The following is a 22,298-nucleotide window of genomic DNA, read 5'->3' as shown; positions in this document are numbered from 1 at the left end:
CAGCCCTTTATTACATTCTATTTTGGTCGAACCGGCAGCCAAACCTGAAATTGCGCATTTTCTGGATTGGCAGCCAAATACAATTCAATATCCGGCAACTCATCGTATTCGAACCCAGAAGTTGGCAGCCATTCTTGAAATACTTGCTGCTGCAACTCTTGAATCGCTCCTGGCATTGGTCCAGTTCCTGAGAAAACCGCCCATTTTGCAGCCGGAATTTCATATTGCGCGAATTTCTCGGTCGCTTCTTCACTGACAACGCCAATCACATATTCCCAAGCGTCCTGAACCTCCGAGGTCATCAAGCTTACACCTAAAACGCCTGGCGTTTCTTGATCCATCAGCGGCAGCAGCTTTTGCAGATCTCCGCTAGCACTGACTTCATTCCAAAATTCCGGAATACGCTTTTGCGCTACCTCCATGTCCTGCTCGATTTTCAAACCAAACCCTATCACATGAAATGCTTCTTTGTCGATTAATTGATATTCCATCGCTTGCACACCCTTTACGGTCAATTTGAAGGTCAACATCGGATAGCTAGTCAATTTTACGCCTGATTGCTTGGCTTCCTTAGGTGTGATTCCGTGCACGCCCTTAAACACACGATTAAAGGAAGTTGGAGAATCGTAGCCATATTTCGCAGCAACATCAATGACTTTTTCACCTCGCTGCAAATCTACTCCTGCCAGACTCATCCTCCGGCGGCGAATGTATTCTCCCAACGTTACACCAGCAATATAAGAAAACATCCGCTGATAGTGATAGCTGGAGCATTGAGCTAATTGTGCTGCTCTGTCCAAGTTGATCTCAGCAGCTAAATTCTCCTCCACATAAGCAATACTATTATTGAAATGATCTAACCATTCCATCCATCTTCCTCCTGTTTCTACTATAGTCTGACCAGTAAAGGAATACCTCTTAGAACGTGCCCGCTTTTGCGAGCTAAAAGTTTAATTTTTCTAAGCGATCAAAGGCTTCGGCTAAAACTTCCAACGACTGAGTTGCGGCCAATCGGATATAATTGTCGCCAACGGTTTCTCCAAAGGCTTTTCCCGGTACGAAGAGCACACCGCTTTTTTCCAAGACCTGTTCAACGAACGTCACTGAATCTAGGCCGCTTTTACTGATATTAATAAAAGCATACATGCTTCCAGCAACAGAAGGCAAGGATAAATAAGGAATTTCAGCAACCCTTTTTTCAATATAAGCCAAACGTTCCTTGAACACTTCAACGGTTGGCGGTACGAGTTCCTCATAATGTTTCAACGCATAGATTGCACCGCGCTGTGAAGCTGTTGGTGCAGAATACGTAATACTCTCATTGATCATTCCAGCAATTTGATTGATGTAAGCTGGCGCGATCATATAGCCTAAGCGCCAACCCGTCATCGCAAAGCCCTTCGATACACCGCTGATAGTGATGGTGTTTTCTGGAGCCAGACGAGCCATGGGTACGAATTTTTCTTTGAAAGCAAAATCCTCGTAGATTTCATCTGAAATAATAAAGAGCCCCTTTTCAATCGCAACTTCAGCGATTTGTTTTAAGGTATTCTCTGAAAAAACCGCTCCCGTTGGATTGTTTGGTGAATTAATAATAATCGCCTTGGTCCGATCAGTGATAGCCGCTTTTAAGTCCTCAACATCTAACTGAAAGCCATTTTCTTCATAGGTAGGAACAAAAACAGGTTTACCTCCTGATAATACAACCTGTTCACGATAAGGTGAAAAATAGGGTTCATGAATAATCACTTCATCACCAGGATCAAGGAGCACCTGCATGACTAAATACATGGCATGCAATGCGCCAACAGTCGCCCGAACTTGATTGAGTTGGACGTGCACCCCGTATTTTTTTTGATAAAAATCAACGACCGTCATCAGAAATTCTTTGCTGCCATCTGGTGCTGTGTAGTTGGTTGCCCCCTTTTTCACGTCAGCATAAGCTGCTTCGATAATTGCCGGATCAGTAATCAAATCCGGATCGCCAATTGACAAATCAATAATGTTTTCCTTTTCTTTAGCTAAAACGGCGATCTTCATCAGCAAATTTTCTGCCGTCTGCTGGAAGCGTCGCGCGAGTTTACTTTTGTCCATCCTGTGTCCTCCGCTTCTGTTTACAATACTTTATTTAAGAAATCTTTTGTCCGACTGTTTTTCGGGCGCTCAAAGATCTCCTCAGGGGTACCCTCTTCTTGAATGATGCCGTCTGCCATGAAGATCACACGATCCGCCACTTCCTTGGCAAAGCCCATTTCATGAGTTACCACTACCATGGTCATGCCTTTTTTAGCCAAATCCTGCATAACTGACAGCACCTCTCCGACCATTTCCGGATCAAGCGCTGAAGTTGGTTCATCAAAGAGCATCACATCAGGACTCATCGCCAATGCACGAGCGATCGCCACCCGCTGCTGCTGCCCGCCAGATAAACTAGCAGGATAACTAGTAGCCTTTTCCTTCAAACCAACTTGATCTAACAAGGCTAAAGCTTGTTCTTTGGCTTTTTCAGGGTCTTCTTTTTTTATTTTTACTGGTGTAATCGTTAAATTTTCTAACACACTCATATGGGGAAAGAGATTAAAGCTTTGGAACACCATCCCCATTTTCTGACGAATCTGATCAATATTGCTGTCGGGAGCCGTGATATTTTGCCCCTCAAAAAAGATCTCACCAGAAGTCGGCTCCTCCAGCAAGTTCAAACAACGCAGGATCGTACTCTTCCCGCTTCCTGAAGGCCCGATGATGACCACCACTTCGCCTTCTTTGACCGTCAGATCAATCGCCTTTAATACCTCGTTATCGCCAAAGCTTTTTGACAGTTGCTTTACATTAATCATTCAGACCCATTCTCCTTTCAGCAAAACCTAATAGACGAGAAGTGCAGAAGGTCAGTACAAAATAAATCAGCGAGACCAGCACATATGGCAGGAATGGCTTGAAGCTGGCACCTTGTACTACACCTGTTTGGAAGATCAGCTCCGACACTCCGATAACGGAAACGACAGAGGATTCCTTGATGATCGTAACGAACTCATTTCCCAATGCTGGCAAAATATTCTTAATCGCCTGCGGAAAGATGATGAAGCGCATCGCTTCTTTTTGATTCATTCCTAAAGAACGTGCTGCCTCCATCTGTCCTTTATTGACCGCATTAATCCCAGCTCGAACAATCTCAGCAACATAAGCCGCGCTATTCAAAGATACAGCGATACAACCAGCTAGTAATTTCGACAAATCTAAGCCTAAAACACCAGTACCGAAGTACACGATAAAAATTTGAACCAATAGCGGGGTGCCGCGGACGTACTCGATGTAAACCACTGCAAGAGCCTTTAAAAGCTTGCTCTTGCTTAGCTTCATCAACGCCAGCAAGCTACCAAAAATCAAACCGAACAAGACACCTACAAAAGCTAATAAGATCGTATATTTGGCGCCATTTAGATAATAAGGGCCATACTTTTGCAGGAAGGATTGCTCATCTTGGAACATCAATTCATTGGCTTCCTTTTGATAGCCCTTCAACAGATCCTTGTCATTGATTGTTTTGATGGATTCGTTGACATGCTTTTTCAATTCTGGTGTATTTTTCGACATCGCAATGGCAGTGACCTTTTCACCCTGTTCAAACTTGACAGGAGCTAAAGCTACGTTGTCGCTTTGCTGGACATAAGCCTCCGCGACAGGCTGCTCCAGCACTACCGCTTCGACTTTTTTATTCAATAAATTATTGATCAAGTCAGGAACCTTCTGAAGTGAAGTCGGTTCGGCACCAGTCATTTCATTTTTCACTAGATCTTCTTGCGTCGTTTGTTTTTGTGCACCGACTGCTAAACCATCAAAATCAGCGGTCGTTTTAAATTTATTCTTGTCATCTTTACGAACCAGTACTTTTTGTTGTACGACAAAATACGGATCAGAAAAATCTACTTCTTTTAGGCGTTCCTCAGTAATAGACATACCAGAAATAACTAAATCGATCTTGCCGGTTTTCAATGCTCCTAATAATGCGTCAAAACCAAGCTCTTCAATTTTTAATTTGACGCCCATATCCTTTGCGATTTTTTCAGCAATCGAGACATCAAAACCAACAATTTTATCCTTGCCATCCACATCCGCATGGAACTCATAGGGTGCATAATCTGCGGATAATCCAACAACTAACTCCCCGCTTTGTTGAATTCGTTCATAGATTTCATCCTTCTCTGCTCCTTGTGCTTTTGCCGGTAATAAATTCAGCAGCATTAATAGCACTGTGAGTAATGCTCCAACTTTCTTTTTCATTCATTTCGCTCCTTTTGAATAATAATATAAGTATATGAATAATAAGAGAATAAATATTCAAAAATAACTTGCTCTCATACTACCATAACTATTATAATAAAAAAAGATTAATCTAAAAAAATGATGAAAGAAGTTTTTCTATGACAAAACAATTGATCGTGCGAGGCGCCCCGCAAGAATATGAACTGAAAGAAAATGCTTGGGATTCACTTGAATCTCATCTCAATAGAAGAAACATTGAGAATGTCTTGATTCTCCACGGCAAAGTATCCTGGCAGGCTGTAAAAGACTATTTCCCAGATTTATCAATAACAAAAACTCTCCAATATTATGGCGGACAATGTACTGATTCAGCTGCTGAGGATTTTGCGTCTTTATGCAAAAAGGAACAATTTGACGGGATTATCGCTGTTGGTGGTGGAAAGGTCGCCGATCTAGGCAAATTCGTGGCATATAAGGTGAATCTGCCGATTATTATTTTGCCAACCCTAGCCGCAACCTGTGCTGCCTATACCCCGTTAAGTGTGGTCTATAATGAAGAAGGTGTGATGCTGCGCTACGATATTTTTCCTAAAGCCAGCGATCTAGTATTGATTGATCCAGAGATTATCTTACACTCTCCCCGTGAATTGATGATCGCCGGTATTGGGGATACGTTAGCGAAATGGTATGAATCCCATGCGATTATTTCACAATTAACAATCAAACCTGTTGAAGTCCAAGTGGCTGAGTTTGCGGCACAGAAATGTCGTGAAATTCTTTTAACAAAGAGCATGGAGGCATTAGCAGCGATGGATCAGAAGCGACTCAATCAAGCTTTTGTCGATGTAGTTGAAGCCAATATTTTATTAGCTGGAATGGTGGGTGGTTTTGGTGATGAATATGGACGAACAGCTGGTGCCCATTCGATTCATGATGCACTGACGGTACTACCGGACAGTCATCAGCAGCTTCACGGAAACAAAGTCGCCTATGGCATTCTAGTACAGCTGATGATTGAAAATAATCTAACGGAGATTGAACGTTTGCTTCCTTTTTATCGTCAATTAGCTCTTCCGACAAGCTTAACCGATATGCACCTACAATTGACCGAGAAGGACTATCAAGCTGTTGCTGAACGGGCCAGCATTCCTGGCGAAATGATTCATCTAATGAAAGAAACAATCACACCAGAACGAATTATTCGCAAAATGAAAGAATTAGAGATGTTAACTAGCAGCTAAATAAAATCTACAGCAAGTTAAAACATCGATCAGGGTATAAGACAAAAAAGACATTCTAAACGACTCATCTGGTCGGTTAGAATGTCTTTTATCAATACTTGCCGAAATATCCTTATTAAAATATCTTTCCCGTTCGTATAGCATAAATAGTTAAGGAAATCAGGATGAACAACGCCAACATCTCTAGTAGAAAGTCGGTGGTTTTTACTTCGTTTTTCGAAGTGTTCTTCTCTCGTTTCATTGCGCTATTAGGGGCCTCCTTATTTTTACAATGCAAGGATAGCAAACCATTGGTATAGGCGCGTAACAATTCATAATGAATTTCATTAGAATATCATTAACGAAACCTAATCCGATTCGACTTTATTTTCGAACAATTTTCCTTTTGCGTTTCTGAAAATCATCGTTACGCTTAGTAGTTCAATTACTTGCATCAGCGGTACCCCTGCACCTGTGTAGAAAAACATAAATAAGCCTCTTCCTCCGGGGGCCCAGGTCGCAAACCATGAAACGCCAAATAGATACACGGTATAGGTCAACAATAAACCAAGGAAAATAATCAAATAATCCGCTAAAACCGGCCGATTTCTTTTCTTTTTAAAATAAGCAATTGTGAACAATAAGATAGCGCCTAAGCTCGCAAGCAATAGTATTGGTGAAATAATCCGATAAATCCAGATAATCCCATTTATCAGAAATACAAACGGTTTTGTTCGCCGCTCCTCTGCCTCCATTCCCTCTTTTAAAGTAGAAACAGATTTGACATTAATTAAGTCTAGAACAACTTCAGCTGGTTGATTTTCTACAAAGATTGATCCACCATAGCTCGTTTGATAGCTTCGATAAAATGTGGTTTCAATAACACCTGCCCCAATATAGTTACATACCTTTCCCATATCTTCAAGCTTTTTCCCATTGCTTTGTTTCGAGACAAAGAACATATTTTTCCTATTTAACTTGCCTGACTCAAAACCCTCTTCCAGCTCCTGGGAGATTTTTTTAAAGACTTTTTCATTTGCTTTGCCGTCCTTGTAGAGACCTTCTCGCTGAAACATTTCACGTAAGCCCCAAACAAACATATCACCAGGCAGCTCACCATTTTTTACTGGCCAAGAATCCGGCCAAATTGATTCACTATAGATCCAATTGATTCCCCTTTTGTATTTGGCAAATGTTGGGGACACTTTTTGTGCCTTATCAAACGTCTTTTTTGACACCCAAATTCCGCTGTCTTCAGCAACCACTTCAGAATCAAAGCTGCTATTGTCAATTTGAATCAGATTTTCTGTCATTCTGGCAAATGAGGTCTTTGTCCGATCATTGGTGGTAAAGATTCCATAATGCTCATAATTGATTTTTGAAATGACCAAAGATTCGCCTGCGGTTAACAGCACAGGTGCTAGTAAAAGTAGGATATTTCCAATTAATCTCGTTTTACTCGTTTCTTTAAGCAGCATCCAAAAATTTCTAAAGCCCTCTTTGAATGAAGAGCCAAGCGAGGAATGCTTTACAGTAATTCCAAATAACGTACAAATGGTCGCGACAGCATATAAGGGCACTAGCCAAATAGAATCCTCACGCAAAAACCAAAAGAAAGGAAAAGCCGCCATCAGTATGACGGCCCATGGGAGACGTTTTCTGAGTGCTTCTTTTCTTCGTAAGAAATGACCAAGTATTCCGGCTAATACGAACAACACAACTGCAAAAACCAAACTATTTCGATAAACCCTTAATGAAAAATCTGAGGTAAATGTAGCCGGTGAATAGCTGAAAAATAGAAAGCCTAGTCCGCTTAAGTATCGATTCTTGATCAACGGCGCCAAAGCCTTCACAATCGCAAAGGCCGCTGCCATATTCACTAAACACAAAAACAGCGGATAAGACAATTTTGAAAAATGATTCACAATAAGGAAGAAAGTAAAAGACAACCCTTTAGTCAAAGTCCCCGTACCATAAGGGCCTAACCATTTTCCCGCTAAAATAGTTAATGCTTGATTGATAGAAAGTGCATCGTCATACCCTGCCTGCATATAAATTTTGACTGGCATTTCCACGGCTAACACAACACGCACGATTATAGCAACAATAATGAGAAAGGCAAATAATCTTCCTTTTGCTAGTGTACTCAGTGTGAATTGGTTCTTTCTGCTCATAATTTAGAGAAAGGGATAAAAGGCGGCATCTCCCCTTTTACCTCCGTTAAAAATTTTTGCAGCCAAATGACATCCAGCCATTGATCAAATTTATACCCGATTTTTGGGAAATTAGCCACTTGCTGGTAGCCAAGCTTCTTATGGAAATCAATACTGGCTTGATTGCCGCCAGTAATACACGCTGTTAAAATCGCGACATTCTGCTTTTTCAAGGTTCGTTCTAATGAGCGGTACAAAAGCTTTCCCGCTCCGTTACCGCGTTTTTGCCGATCAACATAGACACTTACCTCTACTGCCCAATCATAGGCAGCGCGTTCTTTATACGCATGGGCATAAGCATAGCCTGAGATTACGCCGTTGTCTTCGGCTACAAAGTACGGATATGTAGTCACCGTTTCCGCTATTCGCTGGGCAAAATCTTCTTCACTGGGGACAGCATAATCAAATGTGATCGTTGTTTCCTTCACGTAGGGCGCATAAATTGCTGCTACTGCTGTTGCGTCTGCTGGTGTTGCTAATCGAATTTCAATCATCCTAGACCTCCTCGCTGGTTCAATTCTATCACTCTGATAAATAAAAAACACCCTCTCTATAAAAAATTACCGCTAGACAGGTATTATCCTTCCTGTTTCTGTAGTAACTTGCGCCTATATGAATCATTTACTTCATTCGAGCATCATACAAAACTGTTAACAATAACATAGCTAGTTTCTCTAGTAACGGCAATTTGTTCTACCAGACTGTTTTCTGCCGTATTTATCTTCGATTTAGATTAAAAACAAATGTCGATTCTTTAATCTGTTAACCGTTAGTTTTATTCCCTCCTAATGGTTATTTTCAACTGAGTATGCTTAGATAGAAGAAGTGTGTCTCAAAAAATTCAATTTCGGCTTTCCCCCTTCTTGAAACGTTTAGCGAAAATATTTTTATTGAGATAAAAAACACGAATCTAAAACAGAGGTAAATTTATGGAACAGAATCAACCACCTGATAAGCATACGAAAGAATTAAGTTTATTGGGCTTAAGTATGATCGTTATCGGTTCAATGCTTGGCGGCGGCGTCTTCAATCTACCTAGCAGTATTTCACAATCCGCTGGCGTTGTTGCATCTTTGCTTGCATGGCTGATTACCGGTGTCGGTGTTTTCTTCATCGCTAAGGTTTTTCAGACCCTTTCAAAGGAAGAGCCTGAAATTATCGGCGGAATCTACTATTACGCCAAAGACGGATTTGGCGATTATATTGGCTTTAACTCCGCTTGGGGCTATTGGCTAAGCAATATTATCGGAAATGTTTCCTTTGTCATTTTATTTTTAGATGCGTTAAGCAAATTCATCCCCTCCATCGGCGGCTCTGGTGGACAAATCGGATTGCTTTTAGGAACCTTCATGATTTGGGGTGTAATCTTTTTAGTCGCTCGCGGAATTCGGACTGCCAGCATTTTGAATACGATCGCTACCAGTGCAAAAGTCATTCCGATTTTAATGGCGATTTTTCTTTTGTTCGTTCATTTTAAGTATCAAACCTTTTCAATCGATGTCTTCGCTAAAAATATGATGTTGAACGGTAAACAATTAGGCTCTGTCCCTACTCAAGTTCGACATGCGATGCTGCAAACTATGTGGGTTTTCGTTGGGATCGAAGGCGCGGTAGTATTATCTGGGCGAGCAAAACGTGCACGGGATGTCGGGCGAGCAACCTTGATTGGGTATGCAATAACCTTAGCAATCTACGTATTAATCGTAATGCTAAGTTTTGGATCATTACCGCAGGAGCAATTGGCTAATCTTCCAAGTCCCTCTTTAAGCGGTGTCCTTCGAGCCTCTTCTGGTGCTTGGGCAGCTAGTATGATTGATATTGGTGTCATTATTTCCGTTTTAGGCGCATGGATTTCTTGGACAATTTTGGCTGCAGAGATTTCCTTTGATGCAGCACAGGACAAAATGTTCCCAGCTTTCCTTGGAAAAGCCAACAAACAAAATGCGCCAGTTAACGCCTTAGTATTAAATGGTGTTATCATGCAGATCGTCTTCATGATCTCTCGTTGGGCAATGGATGCCTTCCAGGCTGTGACAGATACAGCCACAACGATGGTACTCGTCCCTTACGTCTTGTCTGCTGCTTTCTTATGGCAAATTGCCAAAGGAAAAAAACATAAAGGGCAGCAATTTCTAGCCATTGGCGGGATCATTTACGGAATTTAACGGAATTTATATGCTGTATTCCTCAGGAGCGCTAAACCTGCTTTACTGTATTGGCATTTACGCATTGGGCATGGTCTTTTGGCTGTGGAACAGCCATACCTATCATCGACCAGTTTTTACCACCAAACGAGATAAGCTGCTTTTTGCAATCGTGACAGGGTTAGGTCTGATTAGTTTAATCGTTTTTCTGATTCAATTAGGATAAAAATAAACCGGTGATTTCGGATCACCGGTTTTTTCTTCTATACAAACTGTAAAATCATCGTTACTAATAGTCCCAACGCGTAACAGCTATTAAATACGATCAGATTTTCCACCGCCATCGGAAATGTTTTGTACTTGATTTGTTCCTTAGTAAAAATTTGAGTTTGTGGTACTACTTTAAACAGACTGATAAATATCAGTAGAATCGGCCATTGATAAATACCAATGATCAAACCAACAAGGATTGCTCCGTAGCAGCTGTACATCAAAATATTGAACAGCCTCACACTCCACTCTCGCCCAATATAAAAGGGCAATGTATACCGATGATTTTCGATATCCTGCGCTAGATCACTGATATTATTTGCCAGCATGATATTGGCGATTGTCAAGATTAGCGGTAATGCTGCCCAAATCACTGCCAGTACCGCCATAGTATTGCCAGTGATCGCAAAATGATTGAAATCCAGTTCCATGTAAAAAAGGCGTTGATCATAGGTATTTAGATAAATCGTAATAGCAAAAATTCCCAACCCTTCAGTAACTCCGCTAAAAATCTCACCTAAAGGCATGCGCGAAAGCGGGATCGGACCATACGTATAAAACACGCCGACAAAAAAACACGCTGCTCCCATTGGCAACAGCATCCAGCCAGTTTGAACGACTAAGATCAATCCAACAATTGCCGCAAAACCTACTAGTCCTATAATCAAACGCTGTATCTGTTTTTCCGACAAATTTTCTCGTCCAATCAGATTTTCTTCATATTTGTAAATCTCCGAATGAGCCTTTTTAAAATCCATATAATTATTGATTGCAGTGATTGCCAAGTCAAACGCAAACATCCCGAAAAAGAAAAAAAGGGTTTTTCCCGGATGAAAGGAATGAAAATACGTGTTAGTAAATAAAACAGCAATCACAAAAGGAAAGATTCCGGCAAACTTTGTACGAATTTGCACAAGTTCAAAGAAATGTTCTTTGGTCATTTTTTGCTGCGTAGCTTTTACCTTCTTCGTACTATCCATAAATAATCCCTCGTTCATTATTTTTTCAACAAGCAGACCCGCCTCATAATTATAGGGGCGGGACATCCGATTTATCAGATAAGCTGCCAAAACAATGTGACTAATAGTCCTAATGCATAGCTGCCATTAAAGGCGACTAAATTTTTAATCGACATTGCAAAGGTCTTGTGTTTAATTTGCTCTTTAGTAAACGCTTTGGTTTGTGGATAAACCTTTAGCAAACTCAAGAACGTTATCAGAATAGGCCATTGATAGATACCTGTGATTAGACCGATCACGATCGCCAGATAAGAACCATACATTAAGAGATTAAACAAGATCACCGCATTCTTTTTACCTAAATAAAAAGGTAATGTATAGCGATGATTTTCAATATCCTGTTCCAGATCACAAAGATTGTTCGCCAACATAATGTTTGCGATTGTGGCTATTAATGGAATTGACGCCCAGACAACCGCCAACGCCGCCGTTGTACTCCCAGTAATCGCAAAATGTTGCAAATCCAGCTCCATGAAAAAAAGCTTCTTATCATACGTGTTCAAATAAACCGTGATAGCAAAGATTCCCAGCCCCATCGTCACACCGCTAAAGACTTCGCCCAGCGGCATGCGAGACAATGGGATCGGACCAAAGGTATAAAAGACTCCGATAAAACAGCAGGCACAGCCCATCACCAGCAACAGCCAGCCAGTTTGAATCGCTAATGTGATCCCAACAATGGCCGAAAACCCAATCAATCCAAAAATAATCATTACAACCGTTCGCTCCGAAAGTTGAGCTTTTCCGATAATATTTTCTTGATATTTATACTCTTCTGAATGGGCTTTGCGGAAATCCATATAGTTATTAATCGCCGTCGTCGCCATATCAAAAGCAATCATGCCAAAGAAGAAAAAGAGCGTCTTTCCCCAATGAAACGAATGGAAATACGTATTCGTAAACAGCACAGCAATTAAAAAAGGAAAGAAGCTTGCCAATTTCGTTCGAATTTCTACTAGATCAAAAAAAATCTTTCTTGTCATATTATTTCAGATCCTTATCATTGCCCATTTTATAGCCAGCCTCTTTATTTAATTCAAAAATATCCTTCAATCCAACTGTGACATAAACCTTATCGTCTCGCGTAACAAAGATCGCTTCTGTATCCTTTAAGCCCTCTACATATTTCAGACCTTCTTTGACCCCCATCGAAAAGACCGCAGTAGATAAGCCATCGCCGTCGATTGATTTTTTCGAAACAATAGTTACACCGGCGATATCGTTGTCAAAAGGATAGCCAGTCTTTGGATTGAACAAATGATGATAAGTCTTCCCATCCGCCTCTAGATAGCGTTCATATATCCCAGATGTTACCAGTGACATATTACTTTCTGGCACACTTCCTAAAACAACATTCCGTGCTTGATTCGGATCTTGAATTCCGACTGTCCAATCTTCTTTTTGATTTCCCCGCGGACTATGACCCATAACATAAACATTGCCTCCAAGATCAATAATCGCCGTCGTTACGTCGTTTTCTTTCAAAACCTTGACGACTTCATCGGTGATATAGCCTTTTGCAATTGCTCCTAAGTCTAATTTCATACCTTTTTCTTTCAAAAAGACAGTCTTATTCTCATCGTTGAATTCGACCTCATGATAATTAACCAGCTTCAAGGCTTGATCAATCTCATTTTGAGCCGGCTTACGCGCATCGGGGAAACCAATCCGCCACATCGATGTAATCGGACCAATTGCCATGTCGAATCCGCCTTTTGAATCTTGGCTATATTTATAAGCTTCCTTTAATAGAAAGAACATGTCATCTGTCACTTTGACTGGCTTTACCCCAGCCTCTTTATTGACTGCGTCAATCTCTGACCCCTCTTGATTAACCGTAATCTTATCTGCCAGCTCCTTCACTCGCTTGAAAGCCGGTTTCAGAGCAGCTTCCTTTCCATCATCATAAATACGCATTTGGACATATGTACCCATTAAAAATTGCTTATCCTCATATGGCTTTTCATTTATTTTTGGTTTGTTGCTGCCGCAAGCTGTCAGCAGAACCATCAATAACCCGAAAGTCATGATCACTATTCTTTTCTTCACTTCGCTACTTCCTTTGTATTCAAAATTTTGTCACCTTATCATAGCGTGTTTAAGACAAATTTTCTATGTTGATTTATTTAAAAACAGCTAATTTCCTGATTGCTATCGATTATTTATGAATAACTGCGAAAAGTTGGACTGAAAGCTACCTCATTTGAATGAAATCATTTTTCCAAACCCTTGAAAAATGAGTCGGATTTTCGGCACGCATACTATTTTGCTAAACAGTTCAACCGTTTTTTTACTATCCTCTGTTAACCTGACCTTGATTCACATAAACTGCCAAAAGCAAAACTAGCAAGTCATCTCTTATCTTAGGAAATAAATTTTTGACAAAATTTATTTTTAAGTTCGCTGACATATCATCCAACTACACTGTACTATTACTTTAAAGATTAAAGATTTTTTCAATCTACTATTGATTTATAACTGCGAAAAGTTGGACTGAAAGCTACCTCATTTGAATGAAATCATTTTTCCAAACCCTTGAAAAATGAGTCGGATTTTCGGCACGCATACTATTTTGCTAAACAGTTCAACCGTTTTTTTACTATCCTCTGTTAACCTGACCTTGATTCACATAAACTGCCAAAAGCAAAACTAGCAAGTCATCTCTTATCTTAGGAAATAAATTTTTGACAAAATTTATTTTTAAGTTCGCTGACATATCATCCAACTACACTGTACTATTACTTTAAAGATTAAAGATTTTTTCAATCTACTATTGATTTATAACTGCGAAAAGTTGGACTGAAAGCTACCTCATTTGAATGAAATCATTTTTCCAAACCCTTGAAAAATGAGTCGGATTTTCAGCACGCATACTATTTTGCTAAACAGTTCAACCGTTTTTTTTACTATCCTCTGTTAACCTGACCTTAATTCATATAAACTGCCAAAAGCAAAACTAGCAAAAAAGAGCTGGGGAAACCCCAGCTCTTCTAAGATTCCCTAAAATAAAGGAATTATTATTTAGTGACGATGTTATCAACTTGAATTGCAGTTGTGTCGCCTTTTTCAGCTGCGTTTACTAATTGTGCAGCGTATGTTTGGAATGCGTGTGAAGAATGTGTCGCGCCTGTTACCACTTCAACGTCTGCAGGAGCACCTTTTTCAACTAAACCTTTGTTTAATTGTTCGATATATTCTTTTGGACCAACACCGCTTTTAGCTTTCATATTCTTTTCGTAGTCCGCATCATCTTTTTTAGATTTGCCGTCTTTGTCTACCATATCAAAGTTAGATTCAGTAATTTTTCCGCCAGCTACAGTCATGCTGAAGATTGTACGGTAGCCATTTGAGTAATTCTTTTCTTCTAACTTGTAAGTGCCGTCTTTCAGATCAGCGCCATTGTCGATTTCAATTGTTTTCGTATCGCCAGCTTGAGCTGCTTGGACTAATTGTTGAGAATAGTTTTTGAAGTTTTCACTTGAATGAGTGGCACCTGTTACTACTTCAACTGCATCTGGATTTTGTGTTTGTTCTAAAGATTTGTTCAATTCTGGAATGTATTCCTTAGGACCTGTTTTTGTTTTTTCTTTCATGTTCTTTTCGTAATCCGCGTCATCTTTTTTAGATTTCCCGTCTTCATTTAGATAATCGTAGTTAGATTTCGTGATTTTTCCATCCTTAACGGTCATATCAAAAACAACACGGTAGCCGTTTGCATAATTTTTTTCTTCAAGCTTGTAGGTACCATCTTTTAAATCCCCACCTGCTACTTTTTCCGCTGGTTTAACTGCCTCAGAAGAGCTTGTTGAAGAACTAGCTGCTGTATCTTTATCATCATTTCCGCCACAAGCAGCTAACGCTAGTGTAGAAAAAGCTACCACTGCAAATCCAGATACGATTTTTTTCATTTTCATGATTAAACTCCACCTTTTTATTTTTTTGTGATTCTTTAAACAAAATCATTCTAAAACATCCCTACGTTTTTGTACATCAAATACTATATATAACTATTGTTTTTTAATCGTATTATCAGAAAACCGTTAATATTACTTTAGAATAGTTCTTATAGACAAAAAAATGAACTATATGTATAATGTAGTCGATTGTTCAGGTATTATCAATTTATTATAATTGTGCAGTCATTATCATTTAGAAGGAGCGGATTATCAATGGCAAAACAGAAAATTGTTGTTGTGGGTGCAGGGTATGCAGGTGTTTCAGCAACGAAGTTCATGGCCAAAAAGCTAAAAAAAGATGATGTTGAGATCACCTTGATCGATCGTCACTCTTACCATACAATGATGACCGAATTACATGAAGTAGCTGGCGGACGCGTAGAACCAGACGCAGTCCAATACGATTTACAGCGGTTATTTGCTCGTCAGAAAAATGTTTCATTAGTTACAGATACTGTTATTGGTATCGATAAAGAGAAAAAAATCGTCAAAACCAAATTAGGCAAATACCCTTTTGATCAATTAATTATCGGTATGGGCGGCGAACCAAATGATTTTGGTACACCTGGTGTTAAAGAACACGGCTTTACCTTATGGTCAATGGAAGATGCAATTAAGATCAGAAAACACATTGAAGATACCGTAGCAAAAGCTGCCTTGGAGCCCGATGAAGCTACACGCCGTGCTATGCTCACTTTTGTGGTTTGTGGTTCTGGTTTTACCGGAATCGAAATGATCGGCGAATTAATGGAATGGAAGACTGTTTTAGCTAAGGAACACAAATTACGCCCTGAAGAGTTTACTCTAATGGTTGTTGAAGCCCTTCCTACTATCCTAAATATGCTAGACCGTAAAGACGCGGAAAAAGCAGAGCGTTTCATGATGAAAAAAGGTATTCAACTGAAGAAAGGTGCTCCAATCACTGAGGTAACTGCTGATTACATCGTCCTAAAAGATGGTTCGCAAATTCCAACAAACACTTTGATTTGGACTGCTGGTGTCAAGGGAACCTCCGATGCGGCGGATTTCGGTTTGGAAACTGCCCGCGGTCAACGCTTGTACGCCAATGAATACATGCAAGCAAAGGGTTACGAGGACAAAGATATCTATATCATCGGAGATTTGGTTCATTATGAAGAAAACAACGATGGCAAGCCAACCCCGCAAATAGTTCAAGCTGCTGAACAAACTGGACATACAGCAGCTGCTAATATCGTTGCGAAAATCAAGAACACACCGAAACACGAATTTAAGAGTAATTATCAAGGATTTATGGTTTCAATTGGATCTAAATGGGGTGTTGCTAATTTGATGGATAAAATCCATCTATCAGGCTTCTTAGCGATCGTGGTTAAACATTTAGTCAATCTGCTGTACTTCTTTACGATTCGTTCAGGCTACTACATGTTCCAATACATGATGCACGAATTTTTCCACATCAAGAACGATCGCAACGTAACTCGCGGACATTCTTCTCGTTACGGAAACGTATTGTGGAGTGTTCCATTACGGGTCTTCTATGGCTCTATGTGGCTAATCGAAGCCTCAAAAAAAGTTGTCGGCGACGGCAGCTATTTGAATCCAAGCTCTTGGTTTGGAAGCGGCTCATGGTTTACTGACAATGTTGTCTTCCCCTTCCCTTGGTTGCAAGAGCAAGTAACAACGGGTGCATCCGCAGCTGGATCACACGCAGCTGAAGCAACGACCGCAGCAACTGGAGCGGCTGGCGGCGCGACTGACGCGGCTGCTACTGCTGCGACACATTTTGGTTTCAGTTATGCTTTTGGTGAAAATCCAATGCCGGTTTTTGAAAAAATGCCTCACTGGTTTTCAAATATCATGGAATTCATGATGCCAAATAGAGACGTTGCATTATTTATGCAAAAATTTATGACTTTTGTTGAGATTGGTATTGCATTAGCCTTAATCTTCGGACTATTCACATGGTTAGCAAGTGCTGCAACGATTGGTTTGACCGTAGTCTTCTGTCTATCTGGCATGTTCTTCTGGGTAAACATTTGGTTTATCTTCGTAGCGTTTGCTTTGATGAACGGATCTGGTCGAGCGCTTGGTCTTGATCGCTGGGTGATTCCTTGGATTCAACGAACTGTCGGAAAATGGTGGTATGGAACACCAAGATCAATCTACGGAAAAAAATAAGTCAAATTTATTTGACGAATAGTGAAGGAAAGTTCTAAAGGGCTTGATTTTCTCTTTAGAACTTTCTTTATGTTATGATAAGAAAAAGAAGCAAACATTAGTATGAAATGCTCAAGTGAGGATAAATGAGGTGTATAATTTGAAGCTGAAGGATTTTGCAAAAAATAGTTTGCTGCGGCCTTGGGATGGCATCATCGTTCTCATTCTAGTCGTGCTCTCTTTTGCTCCCGTTGTGGTCTTTAGTCTCAATCGCACTGCCAGTCCAATGCAAGAGGCGGTTCTTTCTGTTGATGGACAAGAAATCAAGACCTTTGATCTTTCAGATAAGTCACAGAGCTACACTTATCGCTACGAAGATAAGGATGGCGACTATAATTTGATTGAAATCAAAGAAGGTCGAATTCGGATTAAAGAAGCGAACTGCGGTGACCAAATCTGTGTACGTCGCGGCTGGATCGACCAATCAGGTGAAACGATTGTTTGTTTGCCTCACAAATTATTAATTGAAATCAAATCCTCAGACGGAGGGGAACCCGGCAGTGTCATCTATTAGCTGCTTTTACTATGAATAAAACACAAAAATTAATTTACATAGCACTCCTAGTAGCCCAGGGTGTCATCTTGGGGTTGATTGAAAATATGTTTCCTTCCCCCTTCGCCTTCGCGCCTGGGGCAAAACTAGGACTCGCCAATTTAATCACCATCGTTGCGATTTTTACGATGCCCAAAAGAGACAGTTTTCGTTTGATTTGGATGCGTCTGATTCTAACAACCCTTTTAGGCGGAACCATCTCAACCTTTTTATATAGCATGAGCGGATCATTGTTGAGCTACTTCGGTATGCTTCTAGTGAAGAGTCTTGGACCTAAACGTGTTAGCATCATCGGAATCAGCGCTGCCGGCGGTTTTCTCCATAACGTTGGCCAGCTCTTCGTCGCCAGCTGGATCGCGCAATCTTGGACCGTTATGCTTTATTTGCCAGTTATGTCCCTACTTGGCATTCTTGCCGGTATCGTCATTGGTATCGCCGGTAATTATTTGTTAGTTCACGTACGTGCATTGCAAAAATTCCAATTAGATTATGAATCGAAAAAAAATCTGAAAAAGGATTAGAAGGATAGCCAAAATGAAACTTCATCCCATGTGGCAAGATTATCCTGATCTTGCTAAGCAGTTAACCACGACCCTCCAATTAATGGAGGATGTGGTGAAATTAAAAAATAAAAAAGTCGAATCGGCTGTGTTGGATATGATCCATGCTGGTGGCAAGCTTTTGCGCCCTGCTTACCAGCTGCTGTTTGCTCAATTTGGTCCAGAACAAGATGAAAAGAAAGCCACCTCTTTAGCGGCTTCCATCGAAATGCTCCATACGGCCACCCTGATTCATGACGATATCGTGGATGAATCTGAATTACGCCGCGGATTACCGACGATTCGTTCCACCTTTGGTAACGATACCGCCGTTTACGCTGGAGATTATTTATTTATCTGCTGTTTTAAATTATTATCCGACTACTCAACCTCACTAAAGAGTCTGCAACTGAACTCTCGCAGTATGGAAAAAATTCTCGATGGCGAGTTAGGACAAATGGATGATCGCTACAAACTTGATCAAACTGTTGAAGAGTATTTGGAGAATATTTCAGGAAAAACAGCAGAACTTTTTGCCTTAAGCTGTTCAGTTGGTGCCTTTGAAAGCGGCAATAGTGAACGCTTTGCTAAAAAGGCTGGCATGATTGGTCATAACATCGGAATCGCCTTTCAAATTATGGACGATTTATTGGACTATCAAGCAGACGCTGCCACATTAGGTAAACCCGTTCTAGAAGATGTACGTCAAGGCGTTTATTCCCTGCCGTTGATTTATGCGCTCAATCAAGATAACAGTCAATTACGTCCTTACTTAGAAAAACAAAAGCAGATGGCTCTTGAAGATACCTTGCAAGTACAGCGTTTGGTTCAAGAATTAGATGGCGTAAACTACGCACAGCAGCTGGCAACCGAGTATACTGAACAAGCACTAAAGGATATCCGAAAACTACCAGACAACTATTTCAACACAAAAGAAAAATTAGAACGTCTGACCAGCCAAATTTTATCACGGAAAAGCTAGCAAAAAATCCGACCAACATGTATTGTTCGTCGGATTTTTTACTATTTATTTTTCAACTAAACCAAAACTCATACCGATAACTAAGACAATCAGCACAATGATCGTAATGAAAACATACAAATAATCCTTTTCCTTCGCAAATGCAAAGATTGATACCACTACTCGTAAGACGGGTGTTAAAATCAAGCAAAAAAGCCCCAACATAACAAACGCTTCTCCGTTTAATTGAACCAATTCATGAATAATCAGTGTCAAACTATTCAGTGGCACTTGACCGGTAGCCGGTTGAAAGAATAATAAAATCATGCCAATCAGAATAATCGTAGCAGAAACAATTACTCCAATTCTCAGAATATAACCGATAGAACGTTCGATTTTCAACATTTCCTCTTTGTTTTCCATTACAGAATCACCCCGAATCCTCGCAGAACCATTTGAAGTCCCATAAACAATAGAATTGGGATAAAAATCATTCGAATCACAATTGGTTTAAGTCGTGTCATAATCCTAGAGCCTACCGTTGCTCCAACTAACACACCCAAGGCTAACGGCGCCGCAATTTGTGGCAAGATGGCCCCACTGAAAAAATAAACCATCGCAGAAGCCGCCGCTGTCACACCCATCATCAAATTACTGGTGGCACTTGATGGCTTTAAGGGCATTTTCATGATGGTATCCATTGCCGTTACCTTAAAAACACCGCTTCCGATACCCAATAATCCTGAAGCAATTCCAGCTCCAAACATCATAGCAAAGCCTCCTGGCACCTTCTCTACTTGATAATTAATTTGTTTATCCAGCACCTTATCATAGTATGAACCATTCAGCTTTAACTTTTCAGCCAGCGAATCGCCTGCCGATTTATTGATCGTTTTATCTGTTTTACCGCGTAATTTTTGAATCATATTCAATACGGAAAACAATAAAAAGCCACCAAACAAAATAAATAGAAACCCCGTCGGAACCACTCCCGAAAGCAAAGCGCCAACAATGGCTCCGATCGTTGTCGCAATCTCTAAAAACATCGCGACTCGTAAATTCAGCATGTCATCCTTCAGATAAGCGATCGTTGCACCAGAACTTGTTGCAATCACACAGACAATGCTAGCAGCGATCGCATACTGAATGTCCAAGCCCATCACTAACGTCAAAAAAGGCGTTAAAATAATTCCTCCGCCGATTCCCAAGATTGACCCTAATATTCCTGCCAACACTCCAACTACAAGTAATAAACCTATTTGACTAAGCATAATTTCCCGCCTTCCTGTTGCTATTATAGCGCAAATTATTTTTTAATTAGAAAATTTAGATCAATAAATTTAAAATTCAAATAGATGAAATCACTAAAATGAATCATTGTTTACTTTCTTCTAAAGCTAATTGCTTATGCAAGAGCTTCTTTACCCGATCCGATTCTTCTTGTGGAATCTTTTGATAAGAAATACCCTCTTCACCTGTGAATCCATCACCGATAAAGCCTTCTCCTTGTACCTGCTGACTATCAATCTCCGTCAGACAAGAATGATAACCAGTCAAAATAGTCTGCATTTGATGAAAGGTTAGATCCGTCTTTCCGTTTTCTCCAATTCCATCTAAAATTTTCTGATAACTAAAAATACTTTTCGCCGAAAGAAGCTTATTGATCAATAATTCCATCACTTCGCGTTGCCTTCCTTGACGACCATAATCTCCGGTTGGGTCTTCGTATCGCATCCGTGAATACTGCAAGGCTTCCCAACCGTTCAAATGTTGTTTTCCTTTGGGATAGTCAATCCCTTCAGCTGAAAAGGCAAAATCATTATCGACTGTGACTCCTCCAACTGCATCCACCAAGGTCTGCAACCCGTCCATATTAACCGAGACATAGTGATGAATCGGAATGTCCAAAAATTTTTCTACTGTATCCATCATCATTTCTGGTCCTCCAATCGAATGCGCATGATTGATTTTGTCCTCATAGTCCGCACCCACAATTTCAACAAAGGAATCTCGCGGAATACTCACAAGCGTTGCTTTATTCAGTTGATTGTTCAGAGTAGCTACCATGATCGTGTTCGCTCGAAAATCTGTCTTTCTCTTTGCATCGTTTGCAATTCCTAAAATTAAAATGCTTATCGGTTCGGAAACTGCTGGTGACTTTTGCTTTTTCTCTCGTTCAATCGGAGAATACATTGAATCCGCCATTTTTTGTGAACCCTGATAAACTTTTAAAGCAAAAACACTTACACCCGCAGCCAGTACAACTAACATTGCCAAGATGCTTAACAACACCTTTTGCCATGTCATAAATTTAACTTTGCGATCCTGCACTGAACTCTTTTGTCGTAAATAGGGGTAAAAAAGACTGGCTGTGCCAAAAGTAATTCCTCCACCAAGAAAGAGTCCAGCAATAATATCGCTAAAGAAATGTACGCCCAAATAAATTCTGCCGCCTGTAATAGTTATCAGTAAAAAGATTAATAACGATTTTATTATTAACGGTGGCTTCTTTTCTATAAAAAAATAAATCAGTAATACGGAACACACGAACGTCATGACCAAAAGCGAATGCCCACTAGGAAAACTATACGAAGAGCGTGAGATATATTGTATTTGATCAGGCCGCGATCGTTGGATGAGCTGTTTCAGCAAGTATCCTATTCCACTTATAAGGATCAGATTTCCAAGACACCAAATAGTCAACGCTTTAAAATTGCTTCGCAGTAAAAAAATACTAATAAGGCTAAAAACTACAAGCATTGGACCAATCGTAGCGAATTTAGCAATCACACCCACAAAAGTTGTTACGGCCGAAATATCAGGCAATCGATATTGAATGAATAGCTGATCTAAATGAGTCAGCCATTGCGCATTCAGTACAACTGCCATGGTAAAAAGAAATACTATGATCAACGCACTCGCGCTACTTAGCAAAAAGGTCTTTCGCATATTCATGTTTGT

The 22,298-nt window shown here is 40.2% G+C and carries 20 protein-coding genes; 7 read left to right on the top strand and 13 right to left on the bottom strand.

The genetic code is table 11. The features are described 5' to 3' along the window. Positions 1-17: 17 nt before the first annotated feature. From KQI58_RS03550 to KQI58_RS03535, 4 genes are all read right to left on the bottom strand, one after another. Positions 18-869, bottom strand: a complete 852-nt coding sequence (locus tag KQI58_RS03550) for an AraC family transcriptional regulator (protein WP_216406509.1) — start codon at positions 867-869, stop codon at positions 18-20. 73 nt (positions 870-942) lie between these two features. Next, positions 943-2,094 carry a pyridoxal phosphate-dependent aminotransferase gene (locus KQI58_RS03545; protein ID WP_216406507.1) on the bottom strand — a complete coding sequence of 384 codons (1,152 nt, stop codon included), beginning with the start codon at positions 2,092-2,094 and terminating at the stop codon, positions 943-945. A gap of 20 nt (positions 2,095-2,114) precedes the next feature. Continuing rightward, positions 2,115-2,837, bottom strand: coding sequence for an amino acid ABC transporter ATP-binding protein (locus tag KQI58_RS03540; RefSeq protein WP_216406506.1), 723 nt, complete (start codon positions 2,835-2,837; stop codon positions 2,115-2,117). Continuing rightward, positions 2,830-4,281 (bottom strand): ABC transporter substrate-binding protein/permease, encoded by a 1,452-nt coding sequence (locus tag KQI58_RS03535; protein ID WP_016178272.1) that lies wholly within the window; start codon positions 4,279-4,281, stop codon positions 2,830-2,832. The genes KQI58_RS03540 and KQI58_RS03535 overlap by 8 nt, the downstream gene beginning before the upstream one ends. 140 nt (positions 4,282-4,421) lie before the next feature. Between KQI58_RS03535 and KQI58_RS03530 the strand changes: the two genes are divergently transcribed. After that, entirely contained in the window at positions 4,422-5,504 is a 1,083-nt protein-coding gene (locus tag KQI58_RS03530) for an iron-containing alcohol dehydrogenase family protein (RefSeq protein WP_216406504.1), read from the top strand. Between the two features lie 347 nt (positions 5,505-5,851). Here the strand turns inward: KQI58_RS03530 and KQI58_RS03525 are convergent, their stop codons facing one another. Both KQI58_RS03525 and KQI58_RS03520 read right to left on the bottom strand, forming a co-directional pair. Beyond that, positions 5,852-7,576, bottom strand: a complete 1,725-nt coding sequence (locus KQI58_RS03525; protein ID WP_261982905.1) for a hypothetical protein — start codon at positions 7,574-7,576, stop codon at positions 5,852-5,854. A 77-nt stretch (positions 7,577-7,653) separates the two neighbouring features. Next, complete coding sequence (locus KQI58_RS03520) at positions 7,654-8,190, bottom strand: GNAT family N-acetyltransferase (protein ID WP_176674690.1); 537 nt, start codon at positions 8,188-8,190, stop codon at positions 7,654-7,656. A 435-nt stretch (positions 8,191-8,625) separates the two neighbouring features. Here KQI58_RS03520 and KQI58_RS03515 point away from each other — a divergent pair, with 435 nt between their 5' ends. Then, positions 8,626-9,861, top strand: a complete 1,236-nt coding sequence (locus tag KQI58_RS03515) for a basic amino acid/polyamine antiporter (protein WP_253295760.1) — start codon at positions 8,626-8,628, stop codon at positions 9,859-9,861. Positions 9,862-9,871: 10 nt separating this feature from the next. Continuing rightward, complete coding sequence (locus KQI58_RS22535; RefSeq protein WP_253295759.1) at positions 9,872-10,066, top strand: hypothetical protein; 195 nt, start codon at positions 9,872-9,874, stop codon at positions 10,064-10,066. A 37-nt stretch (positions 10,067-10,103) separates the two neighbouring features. Here the strand turns inward: KQI58_RS22535 and menA (KQI58_RS03510) are convergent, their stop codons facing one another. The 4 genes from menA (KQI58_RS03510) to pplA all read right to left on the bottom strand — a co-directional run bounded on the left by menA (KQI58_RS03510) (position 10,104) and on the right by pplA (position 15,043). Beyond that, complete coding sequence (gene menA / locus KQI58_RS03510) at positions 10,104-11,090, bottom strand: 1,4-dihydroxy-2-naphthoate polyprenyltransferase (RefSeq protein ID WP_216406502.1); 987 nt, start codon at positions 11,088-11,090, stop codon at positions 10,104-10,106. Positions 11,091-11,164: 74 nt separating this feature from the next. After that, positions 11,165-12,112, bottom strand: a complete 948-nt coding sequence (menA, locus tag KQI58_RS03505) for a 1,4-dihydroxy-2-naphthoate polyprenyltransferase (RefSeq protein ID WP_154059883.1) — start codon at positions 12,110-12,112, stop codon at positions 11,165-11,167. A gap of 1 nt (position 12,113) precedes the next feature. Further along, entirely contained in the window at positions 12,114-13,139 is a 1,026-nt protein-coding gene (locus tag KQI58_RS03500) for an FAD:protein FMN transferase (RefSeq protein WP_437177488.1), read from the bottom strand. 1,007 nt (positions 13,140-14,146) lie between these two features. Continuing rightward, positions 14,147-15,043, bottom strand: coding sequence for an extracellular electron transfer flavoprotein PplA (gene pplA / locus KQI58_RS03495; RefSeq protein WP_016178264.1), 897 nt, complete (start codon positions 15,041-15,043; stop codon positions 14,147-14,149). A gap of 255 nt (positions 15,044-15,298) precedes the next feature. Here pplA and KQI58_RS03490 point away from each other — a divergent pair, with 255 nt between their 5' ends. The 4 genes from KQI58_RS03490 to KQI58_RS03475 all read left to right on the top strand — a co-directional run bounded on the left by KQI58_RS03490 (position 15,299) and on the right by KQI58_RS03475 (position 19,358). After that, entirely contained in the window at positions 15,299-17,245 is a 1,947-nt protein-coding gene (locus tag KQI58_RS03490; protein WP_185937852.1) for an FAD-dependent oxidoreductase, read from the top strand. Positions 17,246-17,384: 139 nt separating this feature from the next. Further along, positions 17,385-17,798 carry a NusG domain II-containing protein gene (locus tag KQI58_RS03485; protein ID WP_034875886.1) on the top strand — a complete coding sequence of 138 codons (414 nt, stop codon included), beginning with the start codon at positions 17,385-17,387 and terminating at the stop codon, positions 17,796-17,798. 11 nt (positions 17,799-17,809) lie between these two features. Next, a complete protein-coding gene (locus KQI58_RS03480; RefSeq protein ID WP_016178261.1) occupies positions 17,810-18,358 on the top strand; it encodes a Gx transporter family protein in 549 nt (182 codons plus the stop codon). Between the two features lie 13 nt (positions 18,359-18,371). After that, positions 18,372-19,358 carry a polyprenyl synthetase family protein gene (locus KQI58_RS03475; RefSeq protein ID WP_216406498.1) on the top strand — a complete coding sequence of 329 codons (987 nt, stop codon included), beginning with the start codon at positions 18,372-18,374 and terminating at the stop codon, positions 19,356-19,358. 45 nt (positions 19,359-19,403) lie between these two features. Here the strand turns inward: KQI58_RS03475 and KQI58_RS03470 are convergent, their stop codons facing one another. The 3 genes from KQI58_RS03470 to KQI58_RS03460 form a co-directional block, all read right to left on the bottom strand. After that, a complete protein-coding gene (locus tag KQI58_RS03470) occupies positions 19,404-19,760 on the bottom strand; it encodes a DUF1634 domain-containing protein (protein WP_216406497.1) in 357 nt (118 codons plus the stop codon). Then, entirely contained in the window at positions 19,760-20,608 is an 849-nt protein-coding gene (locus KQI58_RS03465) for a sulfite exporter TauE/SafE family protein (RefSeq protein WP_181235861.1), read from the bottom strand. The genes KQI58_RS03470 and KQI58_RS03465 overlap by 1 nt, the downstream gene beginning before the upstream one ends. Before the next feature lie 103 nt (positions 20,609-20,711). Then, on the bottom strand, positions 20,712-22,292 hold the full coding sequence (locus tag KQI58_RS03460) for a phosphatase PAP2/LCP family protein (protein WP_216406495.1): 1,581 nt from the start codon (positions 22,290-22,292) through the stop codon (positions 20,712-20,714). Positions 22,293-22,298 lie beyond the last annotated feature (6 nt).

This window comes from Enterococcus raffinosus (genome assembly GCF_018917525.1).
GTDB lineage: Bacteria > Bacillota > Bacilli > Lactobacillales > Enterococcaceae > Enterococcus_A > Enterococcus_A raffinosus_A.
This window is presented reverse-complemented; position numbering and strand designations above follow the sequence as displayed.